The sequence below is a fragment of the Paenibacillus sp. FSL R10-2778 genome (assembly GCF_038593035.1).
Lineage (GTDB): Bacteria > Bacillota > Bacilli > Paenibacillales > Paenibacillaceae > Paenibacillus_AQ > Paenibacillus_AQ odorifer.
Map to the genome: position 1 here is coordinate 1,480,120 of NZ_CP151956.1, position 26,900 is coordinate 1,507,019.

General features: G+C 47.7%; 22 protein-coding genes. 20 read left to right on the forward strand and 2 right to left on the reverse strand.

Annotated features, from left to right (window positions below; translation table 11 throughout):
- The first annotated feature begins 215 nt into the window (after positions 1-215).
- From NST40_RS06540 to NST40_RS06625, 18 genes are all read left to right on the forward strand, one after another.
- Complete coding sequence (locus tag NST40_RS06540) at positions 216-1,811, forward strand: PucR family transcriptional regulator (protein ID WP_076276666.1); 1,596 nt, start codon at positions 216-218, stop codon at positions 1,809-1,811.
- 74 nt (positions 1,812-1,885) lie between these two features.
- Positions 1,886-3,010: an XdhC family protein gene (locus tag NST40_RS06545; protein ID WP_076276665.1), complete on the forward strand. Its 1,125-nt coding sequence runs from the start codon at positions 1,886-1,888 to the stop codon at positions 3,008-3,010.
- The gene (locus NST40_RS06550) at positions 2,952-3,524 is read left to right on the forward strand and encodes an NTP transferase domain-containing protein (protein ID WP_175617362.1); all 573 of its coding nucleotides are present in this window, start codon (positions 2,952-2,954) and stop codon (positions 3,522-3,524) included. The genes NST40_RS06545 and NST40_RS06550 overlap by 59 nt, the downstream gene beginning before the upstream one ends.
- 254 nt (positions 3,525-3,778) lie before the next feature.
- Positions 3,779-4,939, forward strand: a complete 1,161-nt coding sequence (locus tag NST40_RS06555; RefSeq protein ID WP_076276664.1) for a BMP family ABC transporter substrate-binding protein — start codon at positions 3,779-3,781, stop codon at positions 4,937-4,939.
- Positions 4,940-5,048: 109 nt separating this feature from the next.
- Positions 5,049-6,581, forward strand: coding sequence for an ABC transporter ATP-binding protein (locus NST40_RS06560; protein ID WP_076218314.1), 1,533 nt, complete (start codon positions 5,049-5,051; stop codon positions 6,579-6,581).
- On the forward strand, positions 6,578-7,720 hold the full coding sequence (locus tag NST40_RS06565) for an ABC transporter permease (protein WP_076276663.1): 1,143 nt from the start codon (positions 6,578-6,580) through the stop codon (positions 7,718-7,720). The genes NST40_RS06560 and NST40_RS06565 overlap by 4 nt, the downstream gene beginning before the upstream one ends.
- 3 nt (positions 7,721-7,723) lie before the next feature.
- On the forward strand, positions 7,724-8,653 hold the full coding sequence (locus NST40_RS06570) for an ABC transporter permease (protein ID WP_042185778.1): 930 nt from the start codon (positions 7,724-7,726) through the stop codon (positions 8,651-8,653).
- A gap of 58 nt (positions 8,654-8,711) precedes the next feature.
- Entirely contained in the window at positions 8,712-9,611 is a 900-nt protein-coding gene (locus NST40_RS06575) for an FAD binding domain-containing protein (protein ID WP_076276662.1), read from the forward strand.
- 34 nt (positions 9,612-9,645) lie between these two features.
- A complete protein-coding gene (gene pucD / locus NST40_RS06580) occupies positions 9,646-11,940 on the forward strand; it encodes a xanthine dehydrogenase subunit D (protein WP_076276661.1) in 2,295 nt (764 codons plus the stop codon).
- Entirely contained in the window at positions 11,927-12,463 is a 537-nt protein-coding gene (locus NST40_RS06585) for a (2Fe-2S)-binding protein (RefSeq protein WP_081387469.1), read from the forward strand. Before pucD ends, NST40_RS06585 begins: the two co-directional genes overlap by 14 nt.
- Positions 12,464-12,467: 4 nt before the next feature.
- Positions 12,468-12,980, forward strand: coding sequence for a 2-oxo-4-hydroxy-4-carboxy-5-ureidoimidazoline decarboxylase (gene uraD, locus NST40_RS06590; RefSeq protein ID WP_076218310.1), 513 nt, complete (start codon positions 12,468-12,470; stop codon positions 12,978-12,980).
- A gap of 39 nt (positions 12,981-13,019) precedes the next feature.
- Positions 13,020-13,970 (forward strand): factor-independent urate hydroxylase, encoded by a 951-nt coding sequence (gene pucL, locus NST40_RS06595; protein WP_076218309.1) that lies wholly within the window; start codon positions 13,020-13,022, stop codon positions 13,968-13,970.
- The gene (gene uraH, locus NST40_RS06600) at positions 13,970-14,344 is read left to right on the forward strand and encodes a hydroxyisourate hydrolase (protein WP_076125436.1); all 375 of its coding nucleotides are present in this window, start codon (positions 13,970-13,972) and stop codon (positions 14,342-14,344) included. Before pucL ends, uraH begins: the two co-directional genes overlap by 1 nt.
- Before the next feature lie 33 nt (positions 14,345-14,377).
- Entirely contained in the window at positions 14,378-15,772 is a 1,395-nt protein-coding gene (locus tag NST40_RS06605) for an allantoinase (RefSeq protein ID WP_076276660.1), read from the forward strand.
- A complete protein-coding gene (locus NST40_RS06610; RefSeq protein WP_342410535.1) occupies positions 15,769-17,025 on the forward strand; it encodes a M20 family metallo-hydrolase in 1,257 nt (418 codons plus the stop codon). The genes NST40_RS06605 and NST40_RS06610 overlap by 4 nt, the downstream gene beginning before the upstream one ends.
- A 34-nt stretch (positions 17,026-17,059) precedes the next feature.
- Entirely contained in the window at positions 17,060-18,292 is a 1,233-nt protein-coding gene (locus NST40_RS06615; protein WP_076125430.1) for an alanine--glyoxylate aminotransferase family protein, read from the forward strand.
- A 234-nt stretch (positions 18,293-18,526) separates the two neighbouring features.
- On the forward strand, positions 18,527-20,344 hold the full coding sequence (locus NST40_RS06620; RefSeq protein ID WP_342410888.1) for an adenine deaminase C-terminal domain-containing protein: 1,818 nt from the start codon (positions 18,527-18,529) through the stop codon (positions 20,342-20,344).
- Positions 20,345-20,702: 358 nt separating this feature from the next.
- A complete protein-coding gene (locus NST40_RS06625) occupies positions 20,703-21,155 on the forward strand; it encodes an IDEAL domain-containing protein (RefSeq protein ID WP_076125508.1) in 453 nt (150 codons plus the stop codon).
- A 92-nt stretch (positions 21,156-21,247) separates the two neighbouring features.
- On the opposite strand, the gene hemH is transcribed toward NST40_RS06625, so the two are convergent.
- The gene (gene hemH, locus NST40_RS06630) at positions 21,248-22,261 is read right to left on the reverse strand and encodes a ferrochelatase (RefSeq protein WP_342410536.1); all 1,014 of its coding nucleotides are present in this window, start codon (positions 22,259-22,261) and stop codon (positions 21,248-21,250) included.
- Positions 22,262-22,711: 450 nt separating this feature from the next.
- On the opposite strand from hemH, the gene NST40_RS06635 reads away from it, so the two are divergent.
- Together NST40_RS06635 and NST40_RS06640 are read left to right on the forward strand one after the other, a co-directional pair.
- Positions 22,712-25,009 carry an FMN-binding protein gene (locus tag NST40_RS06635; RefSeq protein WP_342410537.1) on the forward strand — a complete coding sequence of 766 codons (2,298 nt, stop codon included), beginning with the start codon at positions 22,712-22,714 and terminating at the stop codon, positions 25,007-25,009.
- Between the two features lie 197 nt (positions 25,010-25,206).
- Positions 25,207-26,163, forward strand: coding sequence for an HD domain-containing protein (locus NST40_RS06640; protein ID WP_036680004.1), 957 nt, complete (start codon positions 25,207-25,209; stop codon positions 26,161-26,163).
- A gap of 70 nt (positions 26,164-26,233) precedes the next feature.
- Here the strand turns inward: NST40_RS06640 and NST40_RS06645 are convergent, their stop codons facing one another.
- Entirely contained in the window at positions 26,234-26,890 is a 657-nt protein-coding gene (locus tag NST40_RS06645) for a 3'-5' exonuclease (RefSeq protein WP_076125424.1), read from the reverse strand.
- Positions 26,891-26,900 lie beyond the last annotated feature (10 nt).

Genomic DNA, 26,900 nt, shown 5'->3' on the forward strand with positions numbered 1-26,900 from the left:
GTTCAATAATTCATAATTCATAATTCATAATTCATAATTCATAATTCATAATTCATAATTCATCATCCATGTTAATTTTGTGTTAAGTTTATTTACATGCAATCATGAAATTTTAACTTTCCTCTATTCAACACGGTTCATTTTAATTATAATGTTACATAAAATAACATTATAAATCAGAAATGGTTCTATTGATCCTAATAAGGAGGGGTGGCATGCATCTTACGGTTGAAGAAGCGTTGTCCATTTATCCTTTGTCCGAGGCGAAGCTTATCGCTGGGTCTAAAGGGAAACATCGAATTGTGAAGTCAATTAATGTGATGGATGCCCCCGATATTTCGGATTGGATCAAAGAAGGCGAGATGCTGCTAACGACAGCCTATTTGATAAAGGACAATATGGAGGAAGCCTCTGCCTTGCTGCAGACTTTAAATCGCCGGGGATCTTCGGCCTTGGGCATTAAGCTGGGGCGGTTTTGGGAAGAAGTACCAGAGCAACTGGTCGCAGAAGCGGAGAGTCTTAACTTCCCTCTAATCCAGCTGCCGTTCGAGTTTACTTTTTCGGATCAGATGAATGGTCTGTTTCGCGCCGAGCTTAGCCGCAGCACTCACGTTCTGCAGAGCATTATGGAGAAGCAGAAAAAGCTGATGCAATTCGCCTTAAGATCTGTCCGCAGCCGTCCGTTGTTTGACTCGGTGTCTGAAGTGATTGGCCATTCACTTGTGGTGGTTAGCGCACGGGGGGATGTGATCTACAACAACTCTGAATACCATCCTTCAGAGCTGCTGGAGGGGTGGCCATGGCAGAAACGGAATCAGCGCTTTCGTGTGGGAGATCATGTGAGCTACCGTACGCCACTTTTGCAAGGAGAGAAGTGTTCCGGATATCTATTGTTTTGTGCCATCGACCCTTTGTTGCTCCCAATGGAAGAAAGTTTGTTCGTTCAGGGAGCTGAACTTATTTCATATCATATTCATTCAGGATACGAAGATTATTTTGAACAGGCAGAACACAGGGAGTTTAGCGGATTGCTGAGACGTTGTTTGAGCGGTAATTTATCTTACACAGATTTGGCGCAGGCTGCTCTCGACTTGAAGATTGAGCTGCTTCAATCACCATTTTGTCTCTTATTGACCGATACAGCTGCGACTGGGGAAGAACGCCAAGGGGAGCTGCTCAGACTAAAAGAAGAATATCTTGAACATCCCGGGCTGCGGGAAGTAAAGGGAATTCATGTGATTATAGATCAAGGACTTTTGTCTATATATCCGGGAGATCGTCAGCGTCCTGAACAATTTCGGGATCTAATCCAGGTTTGTTTTGACAACATGAAGTTTGATAAGGGATATTATCCGCGAGCTGCGATAAGCAGTTGTAAAGCAAAGCCGGAGGGGCTGAAAGAGGCTTTTGCCGAGGTAAAGGATTGTATGGGAATGCTTCAGGGCGGGGGAGTAAAAGGGAGTGTTGTGCATTACCGGCAGCTTGAGCTTAACCTGCTACTCGGGCAAATTCCGGCAGAGGTTATGGAGAAATATTGTAATGAAAGTCTTAGAGGGTTGCTTAGCCGAGAACCGGAGTATGTCAGGGAAATGCTGCGGACGCTGGAAGTTTATCTAGAGAACGATGGTCATGTTAATGAGACGGCTAAGAAACTGTTTATTCATCGAAACACGGCTACCTACCGGATCGAGAAGCTTAGTGAGCTGCTGGACGTCGATTTTAAAAAAATAAATGATCTAATGAGGTTGAAGTTAGTATTCATGTTTCGGAGGATGCTCGGACGGGACTTAGGTGTGAGTTCTAAGGTCTGAGTTCTAAGGTCTAAGGTTTAAAGTCTAAGGTCTAAGTTCTGGGTTGAAATGCAAACACGGAGGAGGGGTACCTCGTGAATACACATGAGATCGCAATGCATATTCAAACCCATCAGGCGCCTGCGGTGCTGGCAACGCTGATAGAGGTGGAGGGACACTCGTATCGTAAAGCCGGAGCGGTGATGTTGTTTTTTGAAGGAGGTACGATTGGGAGCCTGAGTCCAGGTTGTCTGGAAAACGATCTGCAACTGCGAACTTCTGAAATCTGGGAACGAGGGCTGCCCGAAATTGTGGAATACAACATGCTGTCTCCGGATGATCTGTCCTGGGGTGAGGTTGTCGGCTGTGGAGGCAAAATCAAAGTAGTGCTTGAACCCGTGCAGGGTCAGCTCTACAAGCTTTTAGTGCAGGCGAGTGACAGATTGGCTAGGGGAGAAAAGCTAATTCTGTTCCGCGAAGCAGTGGAGAACGATTTTGCCTATAAGCTGGAGCTGGATCCAGACAATGAACTGCCGCAGAGCAAGAAACATCCGAAATTATCCCACTCGGCAAAAGAAAACCTGGCGGCAGGTCGCTTTATGGCCGCTCCAGCAGAATTGACAGCATTCCATACGTCTTTCGTGCCTAGACCGCGGCTTGTGATTTTTGGCGGGGGACGTGATGTGGTTCCAATTGCGGAACTTGCTGACAGAGTTGGCTTTCGGGTTGCGGTTGCGGATTGGCGCGAAGGAAGCTTGCACAATAAGTTTCCTCGAGCTGAACAAGTAATTTGTTCCCCTCTGGAGGTTGTTCAGCGATTGGGTGTAACTCGGGAGGATTATGTATTGATTTGCAGTCATCAACTTGGGCGGGATAGACAGTTCCTGGAGAGTGTGATTCCGCTTGCCCCTCTATATATAGGGATTATCGGTTCGAAGGCGCGAATATCTCTTTTACTGGAAGGGTTTGAGGCTCCTGCATCTTTGCATGCACCTGTAGGGTTGCCGATTGGAGGAGAAGGTCCGGAGGAGATTGCGGTCAGTATTATAGCAGAAATTATTCAAATTAGAAGGGTTGTCTCACGAGAGCTGCCCAAAGGAGCGGATAGTATTGAAGGTAGCAGGAATATATTTGGCAGCGGGGCAGAGCAGGCGGATGGGCGTGTCCAAGGTTTCACTGAAATTGTCGCAGGAGGTCTCCCTCGGGAGCGTCGCGCTTAGTGAATTGGATCGTTGCAATCTAGAACCGCTAATCGTGGTAGTGCGTGCGGATGATAACTTGGAATGGCTGCCACCCGCGATTGAACCGCAAGGCTCCAGACGTACCGAAACTTGCTTAACCGCACATCTGGGATTGTCTTTTTCATTGCGCTGCGGTCTTAATGCGGTATTACCTTTACAGCCCGATGCAGTAGTTGTGGCGCTTGCGGATCAGCCATTTATTACTACAGCATTAGTGAATCGTCTAATACAAACGTTTGAACAATCTCCGGAGATGGACTATGTTGCTAGCGTCAGCAATGGGTCGGCTATGCCCCCGGCTTTGTTCTCGAAGACGTTGTTTCCAGCACTACAGGGATTAGATGGAGATCGAGGAGCGGCGGGGATATTGCGTTCACCTGATTATAAGGGGATTGTTCTGGAATCTGAGTCTGCCCATTATTTCATGGACGCAGATACAAAAGAAGATTTTGGTGAGATTCAGGAGCAATGGATTCTGAGAAATGGAAAGTGAAGTAAAGAATAGTCTGGAAAGTAATCTGAAAAGTAATCTGAAATAGTGTTCCTTTTCCAACTTCGGTCATATAATATGACACGTAACTCACCTTCCGAATACCAATTAGTGCATTACACACAAAAAAAGTTCTGATTCTTATATTCAAATACAAACGTATGTTATATAAATTTACGCCAAGGCCACCTCTAAGTATAGTAGAAGTACATTAATGGTTGCAGCCATGATGAGAGATGATTTGGAGGAGGAGAATTATGAAAAAAAGGGGTCAGTTCATAACATCTTGTCTTGCATTAATGGTTCTAATGACGGTGGCTTTGGTGGGGTGTGGCAGCAATAATAATACTTCTACAAATGCAACGGAGGCACCAGCGACAACTACAGCGGCAACAGAGGCAACTGCAACAACAGAACCGGCTGCAAAGAAACCGACGGTTGCTTTTGTTTATATCGGACCTCCAGGGGATGGCGGCTACACGTACCAACATGATCAAGGACGGCTGTATATGGAGAAGGAGCTGGGGATTAAAGCTGACTTTGTAGAAAATGTCCCTGAAAGTGCTGACGCCGAACGAATCATCACAGAGCTTGCGCAATCACACGACATCGTGTTTACAACGAGCTTCGGATATATGGATTTTACATTAAATGTAGCGGGCAAATTTCCCAACGTGAAGTTCCTGCATGCTTCGGGTTACAAAACCGCAGAGAACATGGGGACCTACTTCGGAAAGAACTATCAGGCCAGCTATCTGAGCGGCATAGCGGCAGGGAAAATGACCAAAAATAATCAGTTGGGTTATGTAGGGGCTTTTCCGATCAGCGAAGTGATCTATAACTTGAATGCTTTTACCCTTGGAGCACAAAGTGTCAATCCTGATGTAAAGGTGAATGTGGTATGGACGAATACATGGTATGACCCGACGACTGAACGTCAAGCGGCAATCAGCTTGCTGGATAAGGGTGCGGATGTGCTTTTGGCCTATCAGGATTCACCTGCAACCCTGCAGGCTGCTGCTGAACGAGGGGCTTTTGCCGGGGGAAATGACTCGGATATGAGCAAATACGCTCCGGACAATTATTTGACGAACCCGGTATGGAATTGGGGGCCGTATTACGTAAAAGCTGTGCAGGCAGTTATGGATGGAACCTGGAAGAGCGAGCAATATTCCGGTGATATGGCTGACGGTATGGTGGAGCTGGCTCCTTTCGGGAACAAGATCCCAGATGATGTGAAAAAGCTTGTCGAAGACGCCAAAGCCAAAATTATCAGTGGTGAGCTTGAGGTTTTCACAGGTCCGATCTCAGATAATCAAGGGAATGTGAAGCTTCAGGAGGGTCAGAAGCTGACCTTGGAGGAAGTGCTGGGCATGAACTGGCTCGTAAAAGGTGTGGAAGGAACTATCCCGCAATAATGTTTAAAAATAGGGAATAAGATGTGCACAATCTATGGGTGGGGCGGGTTCCGTTAAGCGGAAACTTCCCCACCCGTACTACAACTTGAAGGAAGGAGGGGTTCAGGCCATGCGGGGAACTTCAGTTGAAATGCGGGGGATTGTGAAAAAATTCGGCTCGGTAACCGCCAGTGATCAAGTCGACTTTTCGGCAAATGCGGGTGAGATTCATGCGTTGCTTGGGGAGAATGGGGCCGGGAAGAGCACGGTGATGAGCATGCTGTCAGGGGTGTACAGAGCAGATGAAGGAGAAATCTTCATTCATGGGAAAGGTGCTCAGATCCGTTCTCCTAAAGATGCTGCGCAGCTGGGTGTAGGTATGGTGTTTCAGAACTTTAGGCTGGTGCAAAGCCTCACAGCAGCAGAAAATATCGTGCTTGGCGAAAAGTCGTCTTTCTGGCGCGGCCGTAAGTGGATGAAGAACAAACGCGAGGAGATAGAGGCATTAGCGGAACGGTTTGGACTGAATTTCCCAGTGGATCGCCCGATCTGGCAGTTGTCCGTGGGTGAGCAGCAGCGTGTTGAAATCGTTAAGACGCTGTATCGCGGGGCTGACATTATTATTCTGGATGAACCAACCTCTGTATTGACCCCGGGAGAGGTGGAACAGCTATTTGAAACGCTGCGGGTCATGAAGCAGGCAGGAAAAACGGTCATTATGACTACTCATAAAATGAAAGAGGTTATGGCTTCCTCCGATCGGATTTCCGTCATGCGCAAAGGGAAAATGATCGCCACACTGACCACGGCAGATACAGATGAACTGGAGCTGGCTCGTCTGATGGTGGGCAAGGAAGTAACCATCACCCGTCAAGAACGGGAAGCCACTGAAGGGGATTCTTTATTAGAAGTGAAAGATGTGGACGTATATGCCGATCACGGGCGAAAAGCACTGGATCACTTCTCTCTGAACGTATGTAAAGGGGAGATTGTAGGCGTAGCTGGGGTAGCTGGCAACGGGCAAAAGGAACTGGCTGAAGTGTTAACAGGTCTTAGAGGCTGGAAAAGTGGTGAAATCACGTTTGATGGAAAAACGGTGAAATCGGCTTCGGTTAGAGGGGCAATTGATTCAGGAATCTCCCACGTGCCGGAGAACCGGATGAAGAGCGGTTTAGCTGGACGCCTCGGATCGGTGGATAATCTTTTGTTTAAGTCTTACCGCACAGAGGAGCACTCCAAATTTGGTTTCTTGAAGTCCGCGAAGAACCGTTTGTGGTCACAGGAGCTGGTCCAGCGCTTTAACGTCAAAACACCTGAGCTGGAGACGCCAGTACAACAGTTGTCAGGTGGTAATCAGCAGAAGCTGCTCTTTGCACGTGAAATCAGTCATCGGCCTAAGCTGATGGTCGCCGTTCATCCGACACAAGGGCTGGATGTAGGTGCCACGGCTGGTGTTCACGACCTTCTTATGGAGTTGCGTGGTTCAGGTAGTGGCGTGTTGTTAATTTCGGAGGATTTAGATGAATTGCTTCAGTTGTCCGACCGGATTCTAGTGATCTATAACGGCTCAATTATTGGTGAGAGTACACATGAGGAAGCGAATCGAGAGAGCATCGGACTACTAATGGCTGGTATTCATAATAGAGAGGAGAGCGCCGTATGAGCCCGGAGAATGGAAGAAATACCGCAGCAGCTGTACTGGAACCCCTCCCCTCTCACTCCGGAAAACGATTCTCTCTACGTTTCGAATACGATGCCAGCCGCATCCGTTCTCCTTGGTGGACACCTATTGTATCTATAATTTTAGCGCTATTGTTGTGTGCCCTATTTATTGCGGCGAATGGCATGAATCCGGTGCTGGTCTATGAAAAAATGTTCCGTGGCGCATTTGGCACTGCGTATGGGCTCACGGAAACGATGGTTAAAGCGATCCCGCTACTCCTATGTGGGCTTGGGATTGCTGTGGCTTACCGCATTTCGGTATGGAATATTGGAGCAGAAGGCCAGTTAACCGTTGGGGCTATGGCGGCCACAGCGGTCACGATTTATTTTCCTGACTTACCTTCATTCTGGTCCCTGAGCTTAATGCTACTGTTCGGGATTGCCGCGGGTGCGCTTTGGGGACTATTGACTGCTATTCCGCGGACGCATTTTGGAGTGAATGAGCTAATCACTTCATTAATGCTGAATTATGTTGCCCTATTGGCGCTCGATTACGTGGTATTCGGACCTTGGAAAGATCCTAAAGGTTTTAATTTCCCGGGATCACCTATGTTTACTGCGGCTCAGTCGCTGCCTGTTCTCGGAAGTACAAGATTGCATATTGGATTGTTATTTGGACTTATCGCCGTTGTGATTTATTACTTAATGATTCGTTTTACCAAGTGGGGTTACGAGCTCCGTCTGATTGGGGCCAATCCTGTTGCAGCCAGATATGCGGGGATTCCTATCAAGCGCCATATTATTATCGTCATGCTGATCAGTGGGGGGCTCGCCGGGATCGCTGGCATGGCGGAGGTCTCCGGTGTTACACACAAGCTGATGCAGGGCATTTCACCGGGTTATGGATACACCGCCATTATTGTGGCTTGGTTGGCCAAATTGAATCCGCTCGGTCTAATCGTTACTTCTATTTTATTCGGTGGTTTAATTGTTGGCGGATATAGTGTTCAAACCATCGGGTTGCCCTCTTCAATTTCAGAAATGCTGCAGGGCTCCATCCTGTTTTTCTTGATTGCTGGCGATATGATCTATCGTTTCCGCATTCGCCGTAGCCGGGTTCAGCTGAAAGGGGGGAGATAGGCGATGGATTTTACAACACAGCTACTTATTGCCGCTATTTCCGCAGGGACCCCGCTGCTGCTGGCTACGCTGGGAGGCATTCTAAATGAACGAGCCGGCATTATACAGCTTGGGGCTGAAGGTCTGATGCTGATGGGAGCGGTCACCACTTGTATCGTGTATATTCGCTCCGGAAACCTGTTGCTGGCTCTGCTGGCTACCGTAGCTGTAACGGCTGTGCTTGGTTTGCTGCATTCTTTTCTCTGTGTGACCTTGCGGGCGAATCAAACGATGTCCGGTCTTGCGATGACCTTGTTCGGCAGTGGGTTGAGCGCTTATCTTGGTAAACCGATCAGCGGCATTCCTTTGCCGGGAACCTCCCCTAAGCTGCATCTGGCTTGGCTGGAAAATGTACCGTTCATCGGAAAAATATTCGGCAACATGGATTACCTAACCTGGTTCAGCCTGCTGCTAGTGCTTGCTTTGCATCTGCTAATTCACCGCACTTCATGGGGCCTGCATTTGCGGGCAGTCGGAGACAGTCCGGCTACCGCAGATGTGATGGGGATCCGTGTGCAGCTTATCCGCTACAGCTATGTGATCACCGGTGCTGCTCTCATCGGCCTGGCCGGAGCGGATATGGTATTGGCCTATGCGCCAACCTGGAATGAAGGGCTGACAGCCGGTCGAGGCTGGATTGCGGTAGGGCTAGTGATTTTTGCCAGATGGAATCCGCTGCGCGCCTTGTTCTGCGCTTACTTTTTTGGGGCATTGGATTCACTTGGCTTCCGCATTCAATTGCTGGGCAGTGCAGTTCCGCCCTATTTTCTCAAAATGATTCCGTACCTTGTGACCATTCTGGTCCTGATGTACCTGGGGTACCGCAATCGCAACAAACCATCCGGTACACCGGAGGCGCTCGGAGTTCCTTATATTCGGGAACAAAGGTTTTAAGGCAGGCTATACGAGAAGGGAAGCGGCAATCTGGTACTCAAAAAGGGAGGCGGAGTGTATGGGAGTTATACGGGAAGAGGATGGAAGACTACCTGAAGTAATTCAACCCCACAGCCTGCACGAAGCTTGGGAGAGAAAAACGGCGTTTGGAGACAGTTCCCGATATGTCGCAGGAGGAACATTGCTGAGAACAGGGTGGGAAAATGGAACGGATCATATGCCCAAACAGCTGATTGATCTTCGGCAAATCACAAATCTCGGCGACATTACCTTAACGGAATTTCACTTATCTCTGGGCGCTCTTGTTCCACTCTCCCAGTGCCGCAGTAATGAGCATTTGCAGGCCGTGGCTCCTGCGCTGCAAGAGGCTGCACGTTGCATAGCGGCTCCGTCGGTGCGTAATCTTGCCACGCTCGGGGGCAATATCGCTTCTGGCTTCGGAGATATTCTACCTGCGTTACTGGTCTATGACGCGGAGTTAATCTCCTTTGACGGCAAATTTATGACGGCACTACCTTTGATAGAGTGGCTAAACAATCACTGGAGCGGGATAAAACCTGCGGCAGATCTTGTGGCTGAGATTCGCATCTCACCTACTCGCTTAGAGAGTCCGTTAACGGATAGGCTAGAAATTTTTCGTAAGGTTGGCCGCAGGGAAGCGTTCACCCCTTCACTTGTAACGGTAGCAATCTCAGCATCAATCGATGAGGAACTCCGTTTCCGTGAGGTGCGTATCGCCGCAGGTGGGGGCTCTGGGCGGCCGCAGCGACTAAGTAGAGCTGAAGTTATGCTTGAAGGTGTGAGGTATACAGAGGAGCTGTTGGCTTCTTTATATGAAGAGGTTGAGAACAGCTTTGAGACGTATAGTGATCCCTTTGCAACAGAACTTTACAAGAAAAAGACTGCTGGGAATTTGGTTGTATCTGAGCTGTGGAAGGCTATGAATATACGGAGTTAAGAGGTGAATAACCCGACGAAAGGAGAGAGGGAAAATGCTGCTGAATAAGGAATCCAGCGGTAGCCGCTGGCGTACACGACGCGATGGAGAGGGCAAGGTATCCGGTAAGCTGCAGTATTTGACCGACATGAGGGCAGAAGGAATGTTGATCGGCCGCGTGCTCCGCAGTGAGCAGGCACATGCTCGTATTTTGTCCATACGCATTGAGAAGGCCGTTGAAGTCCCTGGTGTACACGCTGTAATTACTTATGAGGATGTGCCCGGACTTAACGGCTTTGGCATAGCTTTGCCGCATCAACCGGTATTTTGCAGTGACCGTGTGCGTTACACTGGCGATGCGATTGCGGCAGTCGCGGCAGAGACGGACGAAATTGCGGAATATGCCTTATCTCTTATCGAAGTGGATTATGAGCTTCTACCCTTACTTGAGAATCCGGAAGAGGCGATGAAAAAGGACGCAATTCTGCTGCATGCCGAGGGAAACGTGCTTCATCATACGGAATATCGGAAAGGGGAGCCGGAAAGGGTATTTACGGATTGCTGTCATGTGGTAGAGGAGACTTATTATACACCACGCCAAATGCACACCTATATGGAGACTGAAGGTGGACTGTTTATCCCAGAGGATAACGGACGGCTTACCGTATATTCAGCTACACAACATGGGTTGATGGATCGCCTGCAGCTATCCAGAATTCTGGCTATTCCTCAAGAAGATATTCGCGTCATCTCGAGTCCTATCGGCGGGTCCTTTGGAGGAAAAGACGAGCTGAATGTACAGCCATATGGAGCGCTGCTCGCCTTGCGGACACTCCGTCCGGTAAGACTGCATAATTCGAGAGCTGAATCGGTACGTGCAGGACTAAAACGCCATCCCATGAAAATCACCATGAAAACTGGCTGCGACCCCGAAGGAATCATCAGGGCACATCAGGTCAGAATTATTTCGGATACGGGAGCTTACGCAACACTGGGGGCGGAGGTGCTCAACTTCGCGACAGAACATGTGATGGGCCCCTATATCATCGATCATGTGGATGTGAAGGGTTTTGCTGTATATACCAATAACGGTGTATCTGGTGAATTTCGCGGTTTTGGCGGCAATCAGGCGATTTTTGCTTTGGAGGGACAAATCGATCGGTTGGCTGAGCGATTGCAGATCGATCCGTGGGAAATGCGCCGCCGCAATTTGCGTAAATATGGAGATCTGGGGCCGCTGGGTCAGGAAATTGCTCAGACCGATGGTGCCTTTCAGGTGTGGGAAGCGCTGGCGGGTTCGCCTCTTATGACTGAGGCCGCATCTACAGACAGTGATTCAGGTGTTGTGGAACCTTGGATCGTAACTGGAACGGGTGCTGCTATAGCTATGCATGGTGCAGGACTTGGCTATGGTATTCCCGATCCGGCGGGTGGCAGGCTCTCTTTGACGCTAGAGGGCAAAATTGAGGCGGTGTTTGGTTACGAGGAGTTTGGTCAGGGGTTAATCGCAACCATGGAACAAATGCTGATTGAACAGTTTGGCTTGGCGGCAGAGGATCTAAGCATCGTCATTGGCGATACGGATGTTGTGCCCGATAGCGGATCTAGTACGGCTTCCCGATCAACCAGCATGATGTGGATGGCCTTAAAACGGCTGCGTCCAGACTTCACCGCTCGAGTGCTGCAGGCAGCTGCGATGATAAAGCCAGAGCTGGATAACTATGAAATGAAGCTCGGCCCTGGCGGCATTTGGCTAAAAGACGGCGGTCTGCTTCTGACTTACAAGGACTTGGCACAGCGTATTTCAGAACCCATTGTCTGTAATACAAAGTTTACTTATCCAACGACACCCTTTAAAAGAGTGGGGGCACATTTCCTATACACCTATTCCGCAATCGCGGTCCGTGTGGAAGTTAATCTGCTTACAGGACGTGTTCGTGTACTGGACCAATATCATGCGGTAGCGGCGGGACCGGTGGCTAATCCGCAAGGTTATCTCGGGCAGATCGAAGGTGGCAGCAGTATGGCGGTAGGCTTCACTTTGTCCGAGGATGCTATGATGTCAGGCGGCAGCTATGTCACCAAAAATTTAGACACCTATTTGGTGCCGACCATTGCCGACATGAATGGCAGCATTCAGGTGCAGCCGATAGAGGATTTGCCGGATCATGACACGTACGGTCCTCGCGGCATTGGAGAGGTGGGTTCCGTCAATTTAGCTCCGGCAGTCGCGTCAGCCATATTTCAGGCTGTAGGGAAACGGGTAACCAAGCTGCCCATTGATCCCGAATGGCTGCAGTCTACACCGTTTATTCCACAAAAGGTGGTGAACATCCATGTCGAGCCATAATTCAGAAGCGAATCTAGATGAAGATAACCTTGACCCCTTATCGTCTGAGGAAGCCTTTGCAGAAGAGAGGTTCACCTTTAATTGCAATCTTAATGGCAAAGCGATATCCACGGAGATTCCACCCTCCCGCCGGCTTTTAAAGGTCATACGTGAAGATTTGGAGCTGACCGGCACAAAACGTTCTTGTGAGATTGGCCGCTGCGGGGCATGTATGGTGCTGGTGGATGGACGTCCAGTGAATTCATGTCTGGTCATGGCCTATCAATGCTCAGGTGCGGAAATTACAACGATTGAGGGTCTTAGTGAAGTAGGCCTGCATCCCGTTCAGCGGGCTTTTTTAGAAGAGGGGGGGTTCCAATGCGGTTATTGCACACCAGGGATGGTCATCTCGGTGGTTGCTCTGCTGGAAGAGAACCCGCATCCTACTCAGGCTGAAGTGGAAGAAGCTTTATCGGGTAACATTTGTCGCTGTACGGGGTACGGTGGTATTTTACGAGCTGTTAACAAAGCTATTGGAGGTTGAGTGGATGGTCGTTTCTGAAGGCAGGTTTACGTTGGAAGAGATAAATGCCATGAGTATAACGGATTTTGTGAAGCATCTAGGCGGCATTTTTGAACATTCACCGTGGGTAGCAGAGGAGGCTTATAAGCAGATTCCGTTCCATTCTTTAGAGCATTTGCACAGCACAATGATGCAGACCGTACTGAATGCTGACCGGAGCCGAATGGAGGGACTATTAAAAGCTCACCCGGATTTGGCGACTAGGCTTCAAGTTACGGCTTTATCTGCCTCTGAGCAGCAGGGAGCTGGACTGGATCGGTTAACAACGGAAGAGTTCAATCTATTAAATGATCTGAATCGAAAGTATACGGACAAATTTCATTTCCCTTTTATTCTAGCTGTTCGTGGCAAAAACAAAGAAGACATTATCAGCGCCATTGGAGTGCGAGTAGAGCGTTCCCCTCAGGAGGAATGGGTTCAAGCCTTTTCTGAAGTCGGTACAATTACGAGATTTCGCCTAAGTGATTTAATTATTTAATTATTCATTCATTCATCATAAACGGGGAGGGTGTCAGCCATGCTGGAACCAATTAACGGACGTACAATGTTTTATGGAAAAAGTGATGTGCTAACTTATCGAACCTATGCTAAACCGCTGGCCGTTACCCCCGTTCCCGAATCTTCCTTCACGGGCTGCGACAACATTATATTCGCACATAATATTACATTCGCAGTCACGGGCGAAGCGTTTCTTCCTTCTTTTTCAGAGGGGGATAATTCCATGGTTGTTGCTACCGATTCTATGAAAAATTTCATCCTGCGCAATACCGCGGACTACACTGGAAGCACAACGGAGGGGCTACTGCAGCTTCTAAGCAGCCGTTTTCTCGATAAATACGATCATGTCACCGCAGTTTCAGTTTCCGCAGACCGGTTACCTTTTGAACAGGTGATGGTGCCCGGGGTTGAGGGGCTTAAACAGAGTCATTTAGTACTGCGTCACTCCAATAATGAATCTTATTCGGCTTCGTTAACTATAAAACGTGGAGAGAATGGGACTGAGGTTATCGCTCATGAATGCCGATTGAAGGATTTACAGCTGATAAAAGTGAGTGGAAGCTCGTTTTATGGATTCGTCCGTGATGAGTATACAACATTGCCGGAGAGCTTTGACCGTCCGCTTTATATTTTTCTGAATATTAACTGGACCTACAGTGATGTTCAGCATGCTCTGGATGGAGATCTAGGCCAATATGTGGCATCGGAGCAGGTTCGCGATATCGCCCATAACGCTTTTCATGAGCTGAACAGTCCATCAATCCAATCGTTGATTTATCAAATTGGGCTGCGCGTATTGTCCCGTTTTCCACAGCTGGCTACCGTTTCATTTGAGTCCAATAACCGGACTTGGGAAACCATTGTTGAGCCTGAAGAAACTAAAGGTGGAGTCTTCACCGAACCTCGTCCACCCTATGGTTTTCAGGGCTTTTCTGTCAGCCGTGCAGATCTGGCCGGAGAGACAGCGTAATGAGCGGGCGTCTTACCACCCATGTGTTGGATCTGTCGCGGGGGATTCCTGCTACAGGTCTGACGCTTCAGCTCTGGAAGCTTACGGATGGGATGAGCAAGCTTCTGTGTGAAGAAGTCACGAACAGTGACGGGAGGCTGGATGCTCCGCTGTTGGAGGGAAACGAAATGGAGTCTGGATGTTACGAGCTGCTGTTTATGGTTGGCGATTACTACCGTAGAGCGGATGCCAAAGCGTCAGCAGACACTCAACGTGAGATGCCTTTTTTTCTAGAACAGATACCTATTCGCTTTCATATAGAGAGCTCCATGCAACACTACCATGTACCTTTGCTAGTAGCACCTGGTGGATATAGTACGTATCGGGGAAGTTAAGAGAAAGTTGACGACCGGAGGAGGTGGCAGCTCATGAAGGAATCCTATGAACTTGTGATTAAGAACGGGAATGTAGTGCTGCCCGATCAGGTACTCAAGCTGGATATTGCAGTATCAGAGGGTAAGATTGTCGCACTTGGAGAGGAACTTTCGCTTGCGCCGCTAACCAAAGTCATCGACGCAGAGGGGTTCTATGTGCTCCCCGGTATGATTGATATGCATGTCCACTTTAATGAACCAACGTTTGGACATTGGGAAGGCTTTCGCAGCGGTTCTGCGGCGTTGGCAGCTGGCGGCTGCACAACCTATGCAGATATGCCGCTTAACGGTAATCCACCTACTGTGAACGAGGCTGGGCTTCGTCAAAAGGTAGATGCTGCGGCTGGAAACTCTGCCGTTGATTATGTGCTGTGGGGTGGGCTCGTTCCCGGCAATCTGGATGATTTAGAAGTTTTGGCAGCCGCTGGCGTCACTGGGTTTAAAGCCTTTCTCTCCAATCCTGGAGGGGAGGGCGAAGGCAGATTCCGTGAAGTGGATGAGGATACACTCTATCAAGGGATGCAGCGAATCGCTTCTCTGGGCGGGATTCTGGCGCTGCATGCAGAAAGTGAGGCTATCACGGCGGTGTTGACCGCAGATGCAGTGCGAAATGGCAGAACCAGCGCAAGTGATTTTGCGGCTTGCCGCCCTGCTGAAGCAGAGCTGGAGGCAGTGTCCAGGGCGCTGCTGTACAGTGAACGTACGGGCTGCCGGTTGCATTTTGTTCATATCAGCACGGCCGCCGCCATTGAGAAAATCTATGAAGCTAAGCTTCGAGGTCTGGACGTTTCGGCCGAAACCTGTCCACATTATCTGGTCCTCACTGAAAATGATATGAAGGCTTTAGGCCCTGTGGCGAAGTGTGCGCCTCCGCTGCGAAGTGCGGTGGAGCAGGAGAAGTTATGGGAGATGCTGGCCCAAGGCAAAATCGATCTGATTGCTTCGGATCATTCCCCCTGTCCAACGGAATTGAAGGTGAAGCCGGACTTGTCTTTTTTTGCAGCTTGGGGTGGGATCTCGGGTGCGCAGAGCAGTCTGGAGCTTATGTTCCATGAAGGCGTGAATGTGCGGGGTTTGGATGTTACAATAATTTCCAGTCTGCTTGCAGGGCAACCCGCAAAACGTTTTGGAATAGAGCATCGCAAAGGCGCTATAGCTCTAGGTCTAGATGCCGATTTAGTTCTGCTGAATCCAAATACAACCTATACGCTGACTGCGGAGGATTTATTGTATCGCCACAAGCACAGCCCCTACATCGGAAGAACTTTATCCTGCAAAGTAGTTGCTACGATCTGTCGCGGGAATGTGATCTATACCTCTGAAGAAGGAGTGATCAGTGAGGGAGGTGGACAGTGGCTGCGAATTAGGAAGGAGCAGTACAGCCTATGAATGATTCCAGAGTTCAAGCGTCGACTCAGAAACTGCTGGAGCTGCTGGAGGAGCTGGCGGCATTCAGCACACCTGGGCCAGGAGTTACTAGACTGCTATATACGGAGGAATGGAGCCGGGCGCAGATTTTTTTGCAGGAAAAAATGGCTGGGCTCGGCTTAGAAGTTTCCATAGACAAGGTTGGCAATGTATATGGACGATTGAGTGGATGCAATCCGCAGCAAAAGGTTATTTTAACCGGATCGCATATCGATACTGTAGTCAATGGCGGAAAATATGATGGTGCCTATGGGATCGCTGCGGCTATGATTGCGCTTCAAGATTTGCAGAGGAACTTTGGCCAGCCGCAGCGGACGCTTGAGGTCGTATCTTTTTGTGAAGAAGAAGGGAGCCGATTTCCGCTTGCTTATTGGGGTTCGGGCCATGTCACGGAAAGGTATGACGGAAGCGAGGCCGAGACCTGTATGGATGCAGAGGGCGTGACGTTAAAAGCAGCAATGGCACAATCCAGCTTCTCACAGGACATAACGGAGGAGAAAGCTTCTAAGCGGACTGGAGTCAGAAATGATATTGGTGCTTTTGTAGAACTGCACATCGAGCAGGGGATTATTCTGGAGAAGACGGACACTCAGATAGGCGTAGTTCAGGGGATTGTTGGCCAGAGACGATATGTGGTCAAGGTCAGTGGTATTGCTAATCATGCAGGCACGACACCGATGTTTATGCGGCAGGATGCACTGGCTAGTGCGGTTGAAATGCTGTACGTGCTTGAAAGTGCTGCTAAAACTACTGGTGAACCTCTTGTAGCAACCTCGGGTAAGCTTGAGGTGTATCCGAATACGCCAAATGTGATCCCGGGTGAGGTTCTTTTTACACTAGATATCCGCCATAGTGAAGAGGACGAACTGGAACGTTTCTGTGAGAAGCTTCTTGCGGAATGTAATGAAATTGCTGTTAAACGTGGGGTGACTCTTGAGGTTACATCCGTGCTCAATACAGTCCCTGCGCCTATGGATATGAAGCTATCTGCAATGCTGGAAAATATCTGCCGCCAACAGGGGAAGACGTACCGCATGATGGTAAGTGGAGCGGGACATGACGCCCAGCTGTTTGCGCCGCGTTGCCCTACTGCGATGATATTTGCGCCAAGCCGAGCTGGGATCAGCCATTCTCCGGAAGAGTATACTTCCCCTGAGCAGCTCGTTGCTGGGCTTGAGGTTCTGACTGCGATGTTATATGAGTTAGCTTATTAAAAAGAGTTCGCCGAACTTTTAAGGGAGGATCATCATGAAGCGTTACGAAGATTTGTCGCCGTCCCAACGCTGTATTATGACTCCGGGTCCGGTCGAGGTAGATCCGCGTGTACTGCGGGCGATGTCTTTTCCGGTGCTGGGTCAGTTTGATCCAGAGTTCACCTCTATTATGAATGAAACGATGGAAATGCTGCGGGAGCTGTTTGCTACTTCTAATTCATGGGCTTACCCAATTGATGGTACCTCCCGTGCTGGAATTGAAGCCGTGATGGTTAGTTTGATCCTGCCGGGTGAGCGTGTGCTGATTCCGATCTTTGGCCGCTTCGGACATCTATTGCATGAGATTGCTGAAAGATGTGGCGCTGAGGTGTTCGTGTTGGAAAAGCCATGGGGGAGTGTGTTTGAGCCGGATGAAGTGATAGCAGCTATGGAGACTTTTAAGCCACATGTGGTGGCAATGGTTCACGGGGAGACCTCTACAGGACGTGTGCAGCCACTCGCGGAAATTGGTAGAGCTTGCCGCCGGATGGATACTTTATTCATAGTCGATGCAGTTGCAACCATTGGGGGCATTCCTGTCGAGACAGATGCTTGGATGTTGGATGCCGTCGTTGGCGGTACACAGAAATGCCTGTCCGTCCCTTCCGGAATGGCACCGATAACGTATAATGATCGTGCTGAAGCTAAGCTCATGACCCGAAAACGAGTAGAACGCGGGATTAGAACAAGTGATGTCCAGCCAGGTGACTTATCTTTTGTCCGCAGCAATTATTTCGATCTCAGCATGCTTCAGGATTACTGGAGTCCCCAACGTCTCAATCATCATACAGAGATGACCTCAATGCTTTATGCACTGCGGGAGGGCTTGCGGCTTACCTTTGAAGAAGGGCTGGATGCCCGATTCGCCAGACATATCCTCCATGAAAAAGCACTTGTAGCTGGATTAACAGCTATGGGTTTAGAACTATACGGGGATCCTTCCTGCAAGCTTACTGTTGTTACCTGTGTGCTCATCCCTGAGGGGATAGATGGGGAAGCTGTCCGTTCGCTGCTGCTGGGGCGGTTCGGAATTGAAATTGCCAGTTCTTTTGGACCGTTAAAGGGAAGGATCTGGCGCATTGGTACGATGGGTTTTAGCTGTCGTGAGAATAACGTGTTGCGGCTGCTTGGAGCGCTGGAAGCCGCATTACAGCGTCATGGATTTAAGGGGCCTTGCGGGTTTGGGGTTCAGGCAGCACTTGACGTATATGAGGCAAAAGTAAGATAATCGTTGGAATAGAGCGGATGGCGGGAGAGTAAAAACAGGGGCATGTCCGGATGGTTCGGACAATCTTTGGGAATAAGTAAACGGCTATCATCTACAGGGATGATTGAGCCGTTTTTTCTTACAAATACAGACCTGCGCAACTATATTATCCTAGGCTTAATAGTTAGGCAATCCTCTATGATTACGGATCTATTCACTACATCAAGACAACACTTGGATACTAACGGGGGAGAGATGAAGATGACAACTTTTACAAGAAAGCCTTTAGCGGATTGTGTACCTGAGCTTGTGGCTACGGCAAGAGGCGATAAACCGGCAACGCTGGTAATTACAGGTGGAAAGCTGGTCAACGTATGCTCTGGTGAAATTCTAGAAGGAATGTCTGTTGGTGTTCAAGGTGGACGAATTGCTTATGTTGGTAAAGATGTGACACATATGATTGGCGAAGGAACGCAAGTTATTGATGCGAACGGCAAGTATATAGCTCCGGGATTGCTCGATGGCCACTGCCATATTGAGAGCACCCAGCTAACCGTTACTGAATTTTCCCGCGCTGTTCTGCCGCTTGGCACAACAGGTGGTTTCTTTGATGCACATGAGATTGCTAATGTATTCGGGCTGAAGGGTATTCAATTGATGCTGGATGAGATGCGGGGGACGCCGTTAGCTGCTTACATGCAGGTGGCTTCTTGTGTGCCTGCGGCAGGTGCGGAATTCGAGACAACGGGTGCCTCAATTGGTCCTGAAGAAGTTGCCGAAGCTTTTACGTGGGGCAAAGATGTGATTGCTCTGGGCGAAGTGATGAATTTCCCTGGCGTTGTTTACGGCGATGAGAAAATGCTTGGAGAGATTCAAGCTACGCTGCGGGCAGGCAGATTTGTTGACGGTCATTTCACATGGCCTTCCAGCGACTGGAGACTGCCAGTGTATGCTGCGGCAGGGGTGACTGGTGATCATGAGTGTGTGACAGCAGACGATGTGATTGAGCGCATTCGACTGGGGATGTATGCCAAAATGCGCCGGGGCTCGGCTTGGCATGATGTTGCCAAGACCATCACCGCTCATACAGAGCGTGGACTTGATCCGCGTCGCATGATGCTGGTAACTGACGACCGCAGCTCGGAATCGTTACGGGACGAAGGTCATATGGATTTCGTTGTTCGCCATGCGATTGCTCAAGGCGTGAAGCCAGTAACAGCCTTCCAAATGGCAACTATTAATACGGCAGAGCGTTTTGGGTTGTCTCAGGATATCGGATCTATTACTCCAGGTTCTTTTGCGGATATTATTCTGCTGGACGGGAATTTGGCCGATGTTCGTGTGGTACTTACGATTGCTGCTGGTGTAGTCGTTGCCGAAAACGGTGTGATGACGGCAGAGCTTGCTAAATTCACATATCCAGAGGAAGTTTTGGCTTCGGTTCATTTGCCGCAGCGTCCTACCGCCGAAGATTTTATTATCGCGGCTCCAATTGAAACAGGTGAACTTACTACAAGAGTTATTAAAGTAAGAGAAAATCATGTGGAGACCATTGAACGTATGGTTTCGGTACCTGTAGTGGCAGGGCAGCTGGATGTAAATGCTGTAGAGGGTCTGTGTAAAATCGCTGTGCTCGAACGGCATAAAGGAACAGGAAATAAATCAGTAGCTGTTGTGGAAGGCATCGGTTTTAAAGAACCGGCTGCTATCGCAATGACTGTTGCTCATGATAGTCATAATGTACTCGTCATCGGCAATGATAATGAGTTAATGGCTAAAGCTGCGAACGCGGTGGCGGACGCTCAGGGTGGGGTTGCCGTAATTACTTCTAGTGGAGAAACGTTATTCCCGTTGGCCATTGCAGGCCTAATGTCTACAGAGCCATTTGAAATTGCTGCTGAGAAATCAGCTGCGATCAGCAAATCGTTGAATGATGCCGGCTGTACTTTGAATTACGCGTTTATGACGTTATCGCTGCTTGCTTTGGCGGTTATCCCAACGTTACGTATCACAGATAAAGGACTCGTGCGGATTTCACCCGAGGGAATACAGTTAGTGCCATTGTTTGTTTAAGTAAATTAACTGAAGTATAATCCTAATGCAAAAAACTGTTCTGAGGTCATAATGACCCTTCAGAACAGTTTTTTTTGTTTAAATATAAGAAAGCAAAAGCTTCACATGTTGCGTAATCTTTATACATCTTATTGTAATGAACAATAATATTAAACAGATTTTTAGAGAATGAAACATTTTTCTGAGCGAAATCCTAAAAAAATATAAATAAAGCATAGTCAGGTGACGATAATAATGTTAAATTAGATAAAATTAAAGTGAATTAATGGAGTTAATTTTACATTAATGGCATATAAAGAATTATAGATAATGGCAGGTTTCGAATAACCCAACTAAGAGGGACGAGGTGCATGGAGAGATGATCAGACTAGAAACGCAAGATATTTTGAATATTAGCATGAAGCAAATTGCTACTATTTTTAAGATGAAGCCGCTTGAACTGAGATTTGTCACCGATTTTCAGGGTGAGAAATATCTCTTAACTAATGATAAGTTACACCTCAACAACCAGCAATATTGGGCAAAGGTTATGGAATGTGTCTTTGATGATCATGTTAGACCTGTGTTAATGTGTGAGGTATTATATTTCCTTCGTAATGAATTTCTGGAAAGTGACATTAAGTTATGTTTTTCTTATGATTACGCAGAGGATGGGAATGGCGCAGCTACAGCTACGGCTGAAGTATCCTTTAATGACTCAGCAGATTTACAGCCGAGTGAGATTGCCGAGCTGATTGATTTTGCGTTGACCTTGCAGGACAAGCAGTGGTTCCATGAACTGACTACGAAATATAAGCAGCTTACAGCATAAGTATCCTTTCGATTCTTCATGCTTAACAATTGATATAGCTAACCGTCTTGTCTGCAACAGAAATGATCTGTGGACAAGACGGTTTTTTTGATTTACCATCCTTGGGCGTTTTTATCTACATGTTCAGCCAAAAAATCAAGCCAATCCTCATGGTCATTCAAACAGGGGATTGCCATAAATTCCTCTGCTTGTCCTCCACCAGCCTCGAATTGTTCTCGTCCTTCTATGGCTAGCTCATGCAGCGTTTCCAGACAATCGGTCACAAGACCCGGTGAAAAAATCAGAGGTCTACGTATTCCTCGTCCGGCAAGCTCTCCCAGAACATCCGCAGTAGAGGGTCCTACCCATTCTTCTCGTCCGAAACGTGATTGAAAACTAAGCTGCCAGCGTTCGGGCTCCCAGTTCATAGCAGAAGCAAGAAGACGCGCAGTTTCCATACATTGCTGCGGGTAAGGATCACCGGTATCCGCATACCGTTTGGGAATCCCATGGAAGGTCAGTACAAAATAATCAGGTTCTTTGCTCAGAATCTCCATTTGACGCAGTAGGTGTGACTTCAAGGCTGAAATATAACCGGGCTCATTATAGTAGGCATCAATAAATCTTAGAGCCGGAATCAGACGTTTAGTTACAGGTCCAGTGGAGCTTTGGCGACCTAAGGCTGCAAAGCTGGCCTGATCGAATACGGATGCGGTAGTCGTGGACGAATATTGCGGAAACAGCGGCACAATGATAATTCGGGTAACTCCGGCGGTGTCGAATTTCGCCATCGCTTGCTCCATGCTGGGTTCGCTATAAGCCAATCCAAGCTCTACCTGATACCGTGGACCCAACAGTTCTTGTAATCCAGATTGCTGAGCTAAAGAGTGAAAGAGCAATGGTGATCCTTCGGTTGTCCATATTTGACTGTACAGCTCAGCGGACCGGCGTGGACGTGAACGCAGAATGACACCTCGCAGCAAAGGCTGCCACAGCAGAGGAGAATAATCTATGATTCGGCGATCTGATAAAAAACGTTTCAGATAAGGCCGTACAGCTTTTGCAGTTGGTGCAGTAGGGGTGCCGATTTGGGCGAGTATAACTCCAATAGGTGGCTGTTTGCTCAAAGCACAGAACTCCTTTCCCATATAAGAGATCGTTCTAAAATAGCATAGCTAGCCTTGAATGCACAGTTATTGAGATCACTTTGCGCGTATAAATTAAATTTAATCGCAAATAGTGATGTTTCTTATAGGGTGTGTGATTTTCGATACAGAAGAACCGCAGAAAGGTCTGGTAGTATCAAACCAGAAATTGATGGAAAACGGGTGTAAGTGTTTTTATAGTAACTTATGTGAATTATTTCACCTTTTATACAGCTTTGTGTTAAAAGGAAGAAATGAAATAGATTCAAGCTATTTTTTATTGAAAATCGAGCCTGCATAGGCATGAGAGGGGGGATGAGTTCTTATGAAGAGAGAAGTTATGCTTCATAAGAAGAGAAGGGGCATCGTACGAAAAAGGTTTGGTTAACAAAAAGCTACATATCACTGGGGTTTGGTAAAGGAGAATTTTCATTGAAAAAACTAATTTCTTTAACGGTTAGCGCGGCTATATTGTTAGCGCCGTTTGCTTACACACTTAATGTGCCTGCTGTAAACTTGAAGGTGGATGCAGTATCGGCAGCCTCCGAAGAAGCGGATGCACCGGCAGCAAAACCAACAGCAAAACCCACGGCAAAACCAGCAGCAACACCAAAAGCAACGGCAAAACCAGTAGCAACACCAAAGCCAACGGCAAAACCAACAGCAACGCCAAAGCCAACGGCAAAACCAACAGCAACACCAAAGGCAACAGCCAAACCAGCAGCAACCCCAAAAGCTACAGCAGCACCAGTAGCAACCCCAAAAGCAACCGCTGCACCAGCAGCGACAGTAGTACCGGCGGAAACTGTTAAGCCTGTGGCTACAGCAAAGCCTGTTACAGTTAATGAAAACGTATACCAAGATGGAGTTTACGTAGCTTATGGCGATGCATACTCCAAAGGCACGGAAGGTGCCAAGATCGAAATTAAAGATGGTAAAATTACTAGCATTGAGCTTTTGAGAACCAGTCCTAAGCTGATTGATAGAGATGCTCGTAACAATTATAGTGCTTTATGGCAAGCTTATGGATTGATGAAGGATAGATTGCTTGGCAAAACAAGAGATGGAGCAGCGGCAGTTGATGCTGTTTCGGGAGCTACCCGCTCCAGTAATGGCTGGAAATTGTCTGTAGATAGAGCGTTTGAAAGAGCTCTAACAGTGAAAGATACAAATGCAGTTTACTTTGATGGAGTTCATATGGGCGTAGATCCTACAGGTAAATATTCTGTATTTGCGACCTACGAATCCAACAAGCTCACAGATGTTAAAGTGTATCCTATGAACAGCGCTGGTGATTTCATTGAGGAGAAAGCTTACACAGCTGAGCAAGCGGCAGCGGTTGCAGCTATAGCTCCAGCCTTGCTGGCCAAAGGAACAGAGGCACAACCTGTTGCAGGTCTTGAAGCCGACTTTAAAGCAGCGATTAACGCTTTCTGGGATGCTGAGCAGAATGCAATAATCAATAATACATCTGCTTATGTAGACGGATTCTATTCCTCTTATGGTACGGCAAGAAGTGTTGGCGTTGAAAGAGCCGACATCGTGATTCGCAACGGTAAGTTGGTTGATGTGAAGCTGTTTAGACTTGGCAACAACCTGATTGACAGAGGGGCAACAGCTTATGCGGAAGTAGTAAAAGCAAATGCTCCTATGACAGCTAAGCTGTTAGCGAATGGTTCATATATCGCTAACTATGATGAAAAGGTTGACGGAATTTCCGGAGCCACAGAAAGCAGTCACAGCTGGAACCAAGCTGTAGAAAGAGCATTTGAGAAAGCGCTGAAGGTTCCTGCTGAAGGTCAATATTTTGACGGCAAATTTGCCGGAGTAGATAACCAATCTAAAGTGCTGCTGCTAGTTGATGTTGATGCAGATGCGGTAACAGGCATTAAAGTAAGTCTGTTTGGAGCTGACGGCAAGCTGATTGCTGACGATAAAATGAGTGCAGAACAAAAAGGATGGGTAGCTACACTCACATCCGGGCTGTTAGAAAAAGGTGTACAAATGGCCGATATTACAGGCCAAGAAGCATTGTCGGCAGCAGCTAAAGCAGCACTGACAGATGCTTTGGCCAATGCATCCAAAGTCCAAGGAACCTATAAAGACGGAACCTTTACTGCATTTGGTGATGCTTATGATAAAGGAACGAACAGAGCGGACGTTACCCTGCGTAACGGCAAAATCGTAAATGTAGCCTTGTACCGTGTAGGAATGAACCTTGTAGATAGAGGGAACGCTGCTTATCCTGAGGTGGTAAAAGCAATTCCTCAGTTGACGGCTAGCTTCCTCGCAGCAGGGACTAGAGAAGGTGTGCAGGAAGTAGATGCTGTGTCTGGTGCAACTAGCAGCAGCGTGGCTTTGAAGACTGCGGTGGATAGAGCATACGGAAAAGCTGAGGTTGTAGAAGCTAATAAAGCGGCTTATTTCGATGGAATCTTCATTGGTGTAAGTGCCGATAAGCTTGTAAATGTTATGGTGAATGTAGAGTACGGTGTTCCTGTCAAAATGCTTGTTTATTATTTGGATAAAAACGGAAGTGTAAGAACAATCAATCAGTTAACGGACGCGGAGCTGGCAGTGAAAGGTGAAATCGAGTCGACATCGACCGGATACAGCCTGCACAAATATGGTTACCGTCCAGCAGCCTTCGGAAAAAATGATGCAGAAAAAGAAATATCCGCTAAAGCGGTAGAAGCTATTAAATCAGCGCTTGAATCGGCTGGTAAATAATTATCGTTTTATAATAAAAGGAGGATATTCCAGTGCCAGAATATGGCCGGGGAGTAGCCTCCTTTTTCAAATATTCTTGGCTTGTACATAAATATGAAAATAGATCGTATAGTGATTTAAAGGGATTTTGGAGGTGAGTGTCTAAAGTTTAATATAGAGAGCAGGCCAAAAGCCTGTTATTAATAGGAGGCTCCAACATGACACAAATTAAACAGCTCGCTCCACAAGATGAATTTGTTGGCTTTTATCTTTTAAGAGAGCTGGCAATTAAACAAACGAACGGCACTCCTCCAAAAGATTATTTTGACATCGTTCTGGGGGATTCCACTGGACAATTATCTGCGAAATATTGGGATGCCAGCACAACCGATAAAGAAACTTTTTTTCCTATGGCGCTTGTGAAGGTACGCGGGATTGCTCATACTTATCGTGAGAAATTACAAATAAAAATTACTAAAATCAGGTTGGTTAACGATGAGGATGGTGTTGCACTTACGGATTTCATCCGTTCTGCCCCAATTCGTCCAGTAGACCTTATTCATACGATTAAAGGGGTTATGGCAAGTATTTCAGATCCGGAAATTGCTTCGATTGTCTCTTTTTGTGTGGGTAAAGTGGAAGAGAAATTGATGCATTATCCGGCAGCCAAAACACATCATCATGCTTATTTTGCCGGACTTGCTTATCATATGGTGCGTATGCTGGAGATTGGTGATTTTCTGTGCAAGCAGCGTCCGTTCTTGAATCCAGATCTAATGAAGGCAGGAATCATTCTGCATGATATCGCGAAGCCGGAGGAGATGGTCTCCCAGCTTGGGATTGTCTCGGAATACAGCGTTCAGGGCAAGTTGATTGGCCATATCTCGATGGCGTCTAACTGGATCACGGAAGCGGCTATCCGTTTAGATATTGATTTGAATTCGGAAAAGGTTATGGCGTTACAGCATCTCGTATTGTCACATCATAATTTGGGCGAATGGGGTAGTCCTGTTCAGCCACAGACAGCTGAGGCAGTCGCTCTGCATCATATCGATGCGATGGATGCGAAGCTGCAAATGGTGGAGGATGCTTTGGATACCACACCGGAGACCGAGGAATGGACACCGTTCATCAGAGGTCTAGAGAATAAGGCTGTGTATCGTTTGAAGATTTAAGAGATACCCTGTAAAACCAAACCCCCAATCAGCAGAAAGGAGCTGGTTGGGGGTTTTTGATGTTCTTTGGTTATTTGGACAAAGTGGCGCGGCTGCTATAAATGGAGGGTTTATGTTTAGTGCCTTGTTTCTTAGCAGGCTTTTTCGCGCGAGTGGAAAATGGGGTATACCCGCCGGCAAACATCGTTCCGCTAGTATATCCTTGACTGGCAGAGAGCAATAGAGGATCATAGTGCTCCTCCTGCTCCATAAGTTTTACTAGAATTGCAGCGGCTGCGCGTGCGTCATCTAAGGCATCATGGTGCTTTAGCGTAATGCCGAAAAACTCGGAGACTACATTAAGTTTATGGGAGGGCAGGTCGGGCAGCATTTTTTTGCCTAATAAATAGGTACATAAGTATTGAAAGCTTGGGTAGCTCAGGGACATTCCATCGAGACAATAACGCAGGACACTCATATCAAAAGCAGCATTATGCGCCACGACGATTTGTCCGTGTAGTAACGGTTCAACGGTGGGCCACAGCTCTTGAAAAGTAGGTTGCCCGATTACCATTGATGGCGTGATGCCGTGTATCGAAATGTTCATGCCATCAAACCGCTGCTGCGGGTCAATTAGCCAAGAATGTTCTGCGGTTATATTTCCAGCTTTAACTTCCACAAGTCCCAAGGCACATGCACTGGATCGACTGGAGTTCGCGGTCTCAAAGTCAATTGCTATAAAGTCCATTCGTAAAGCT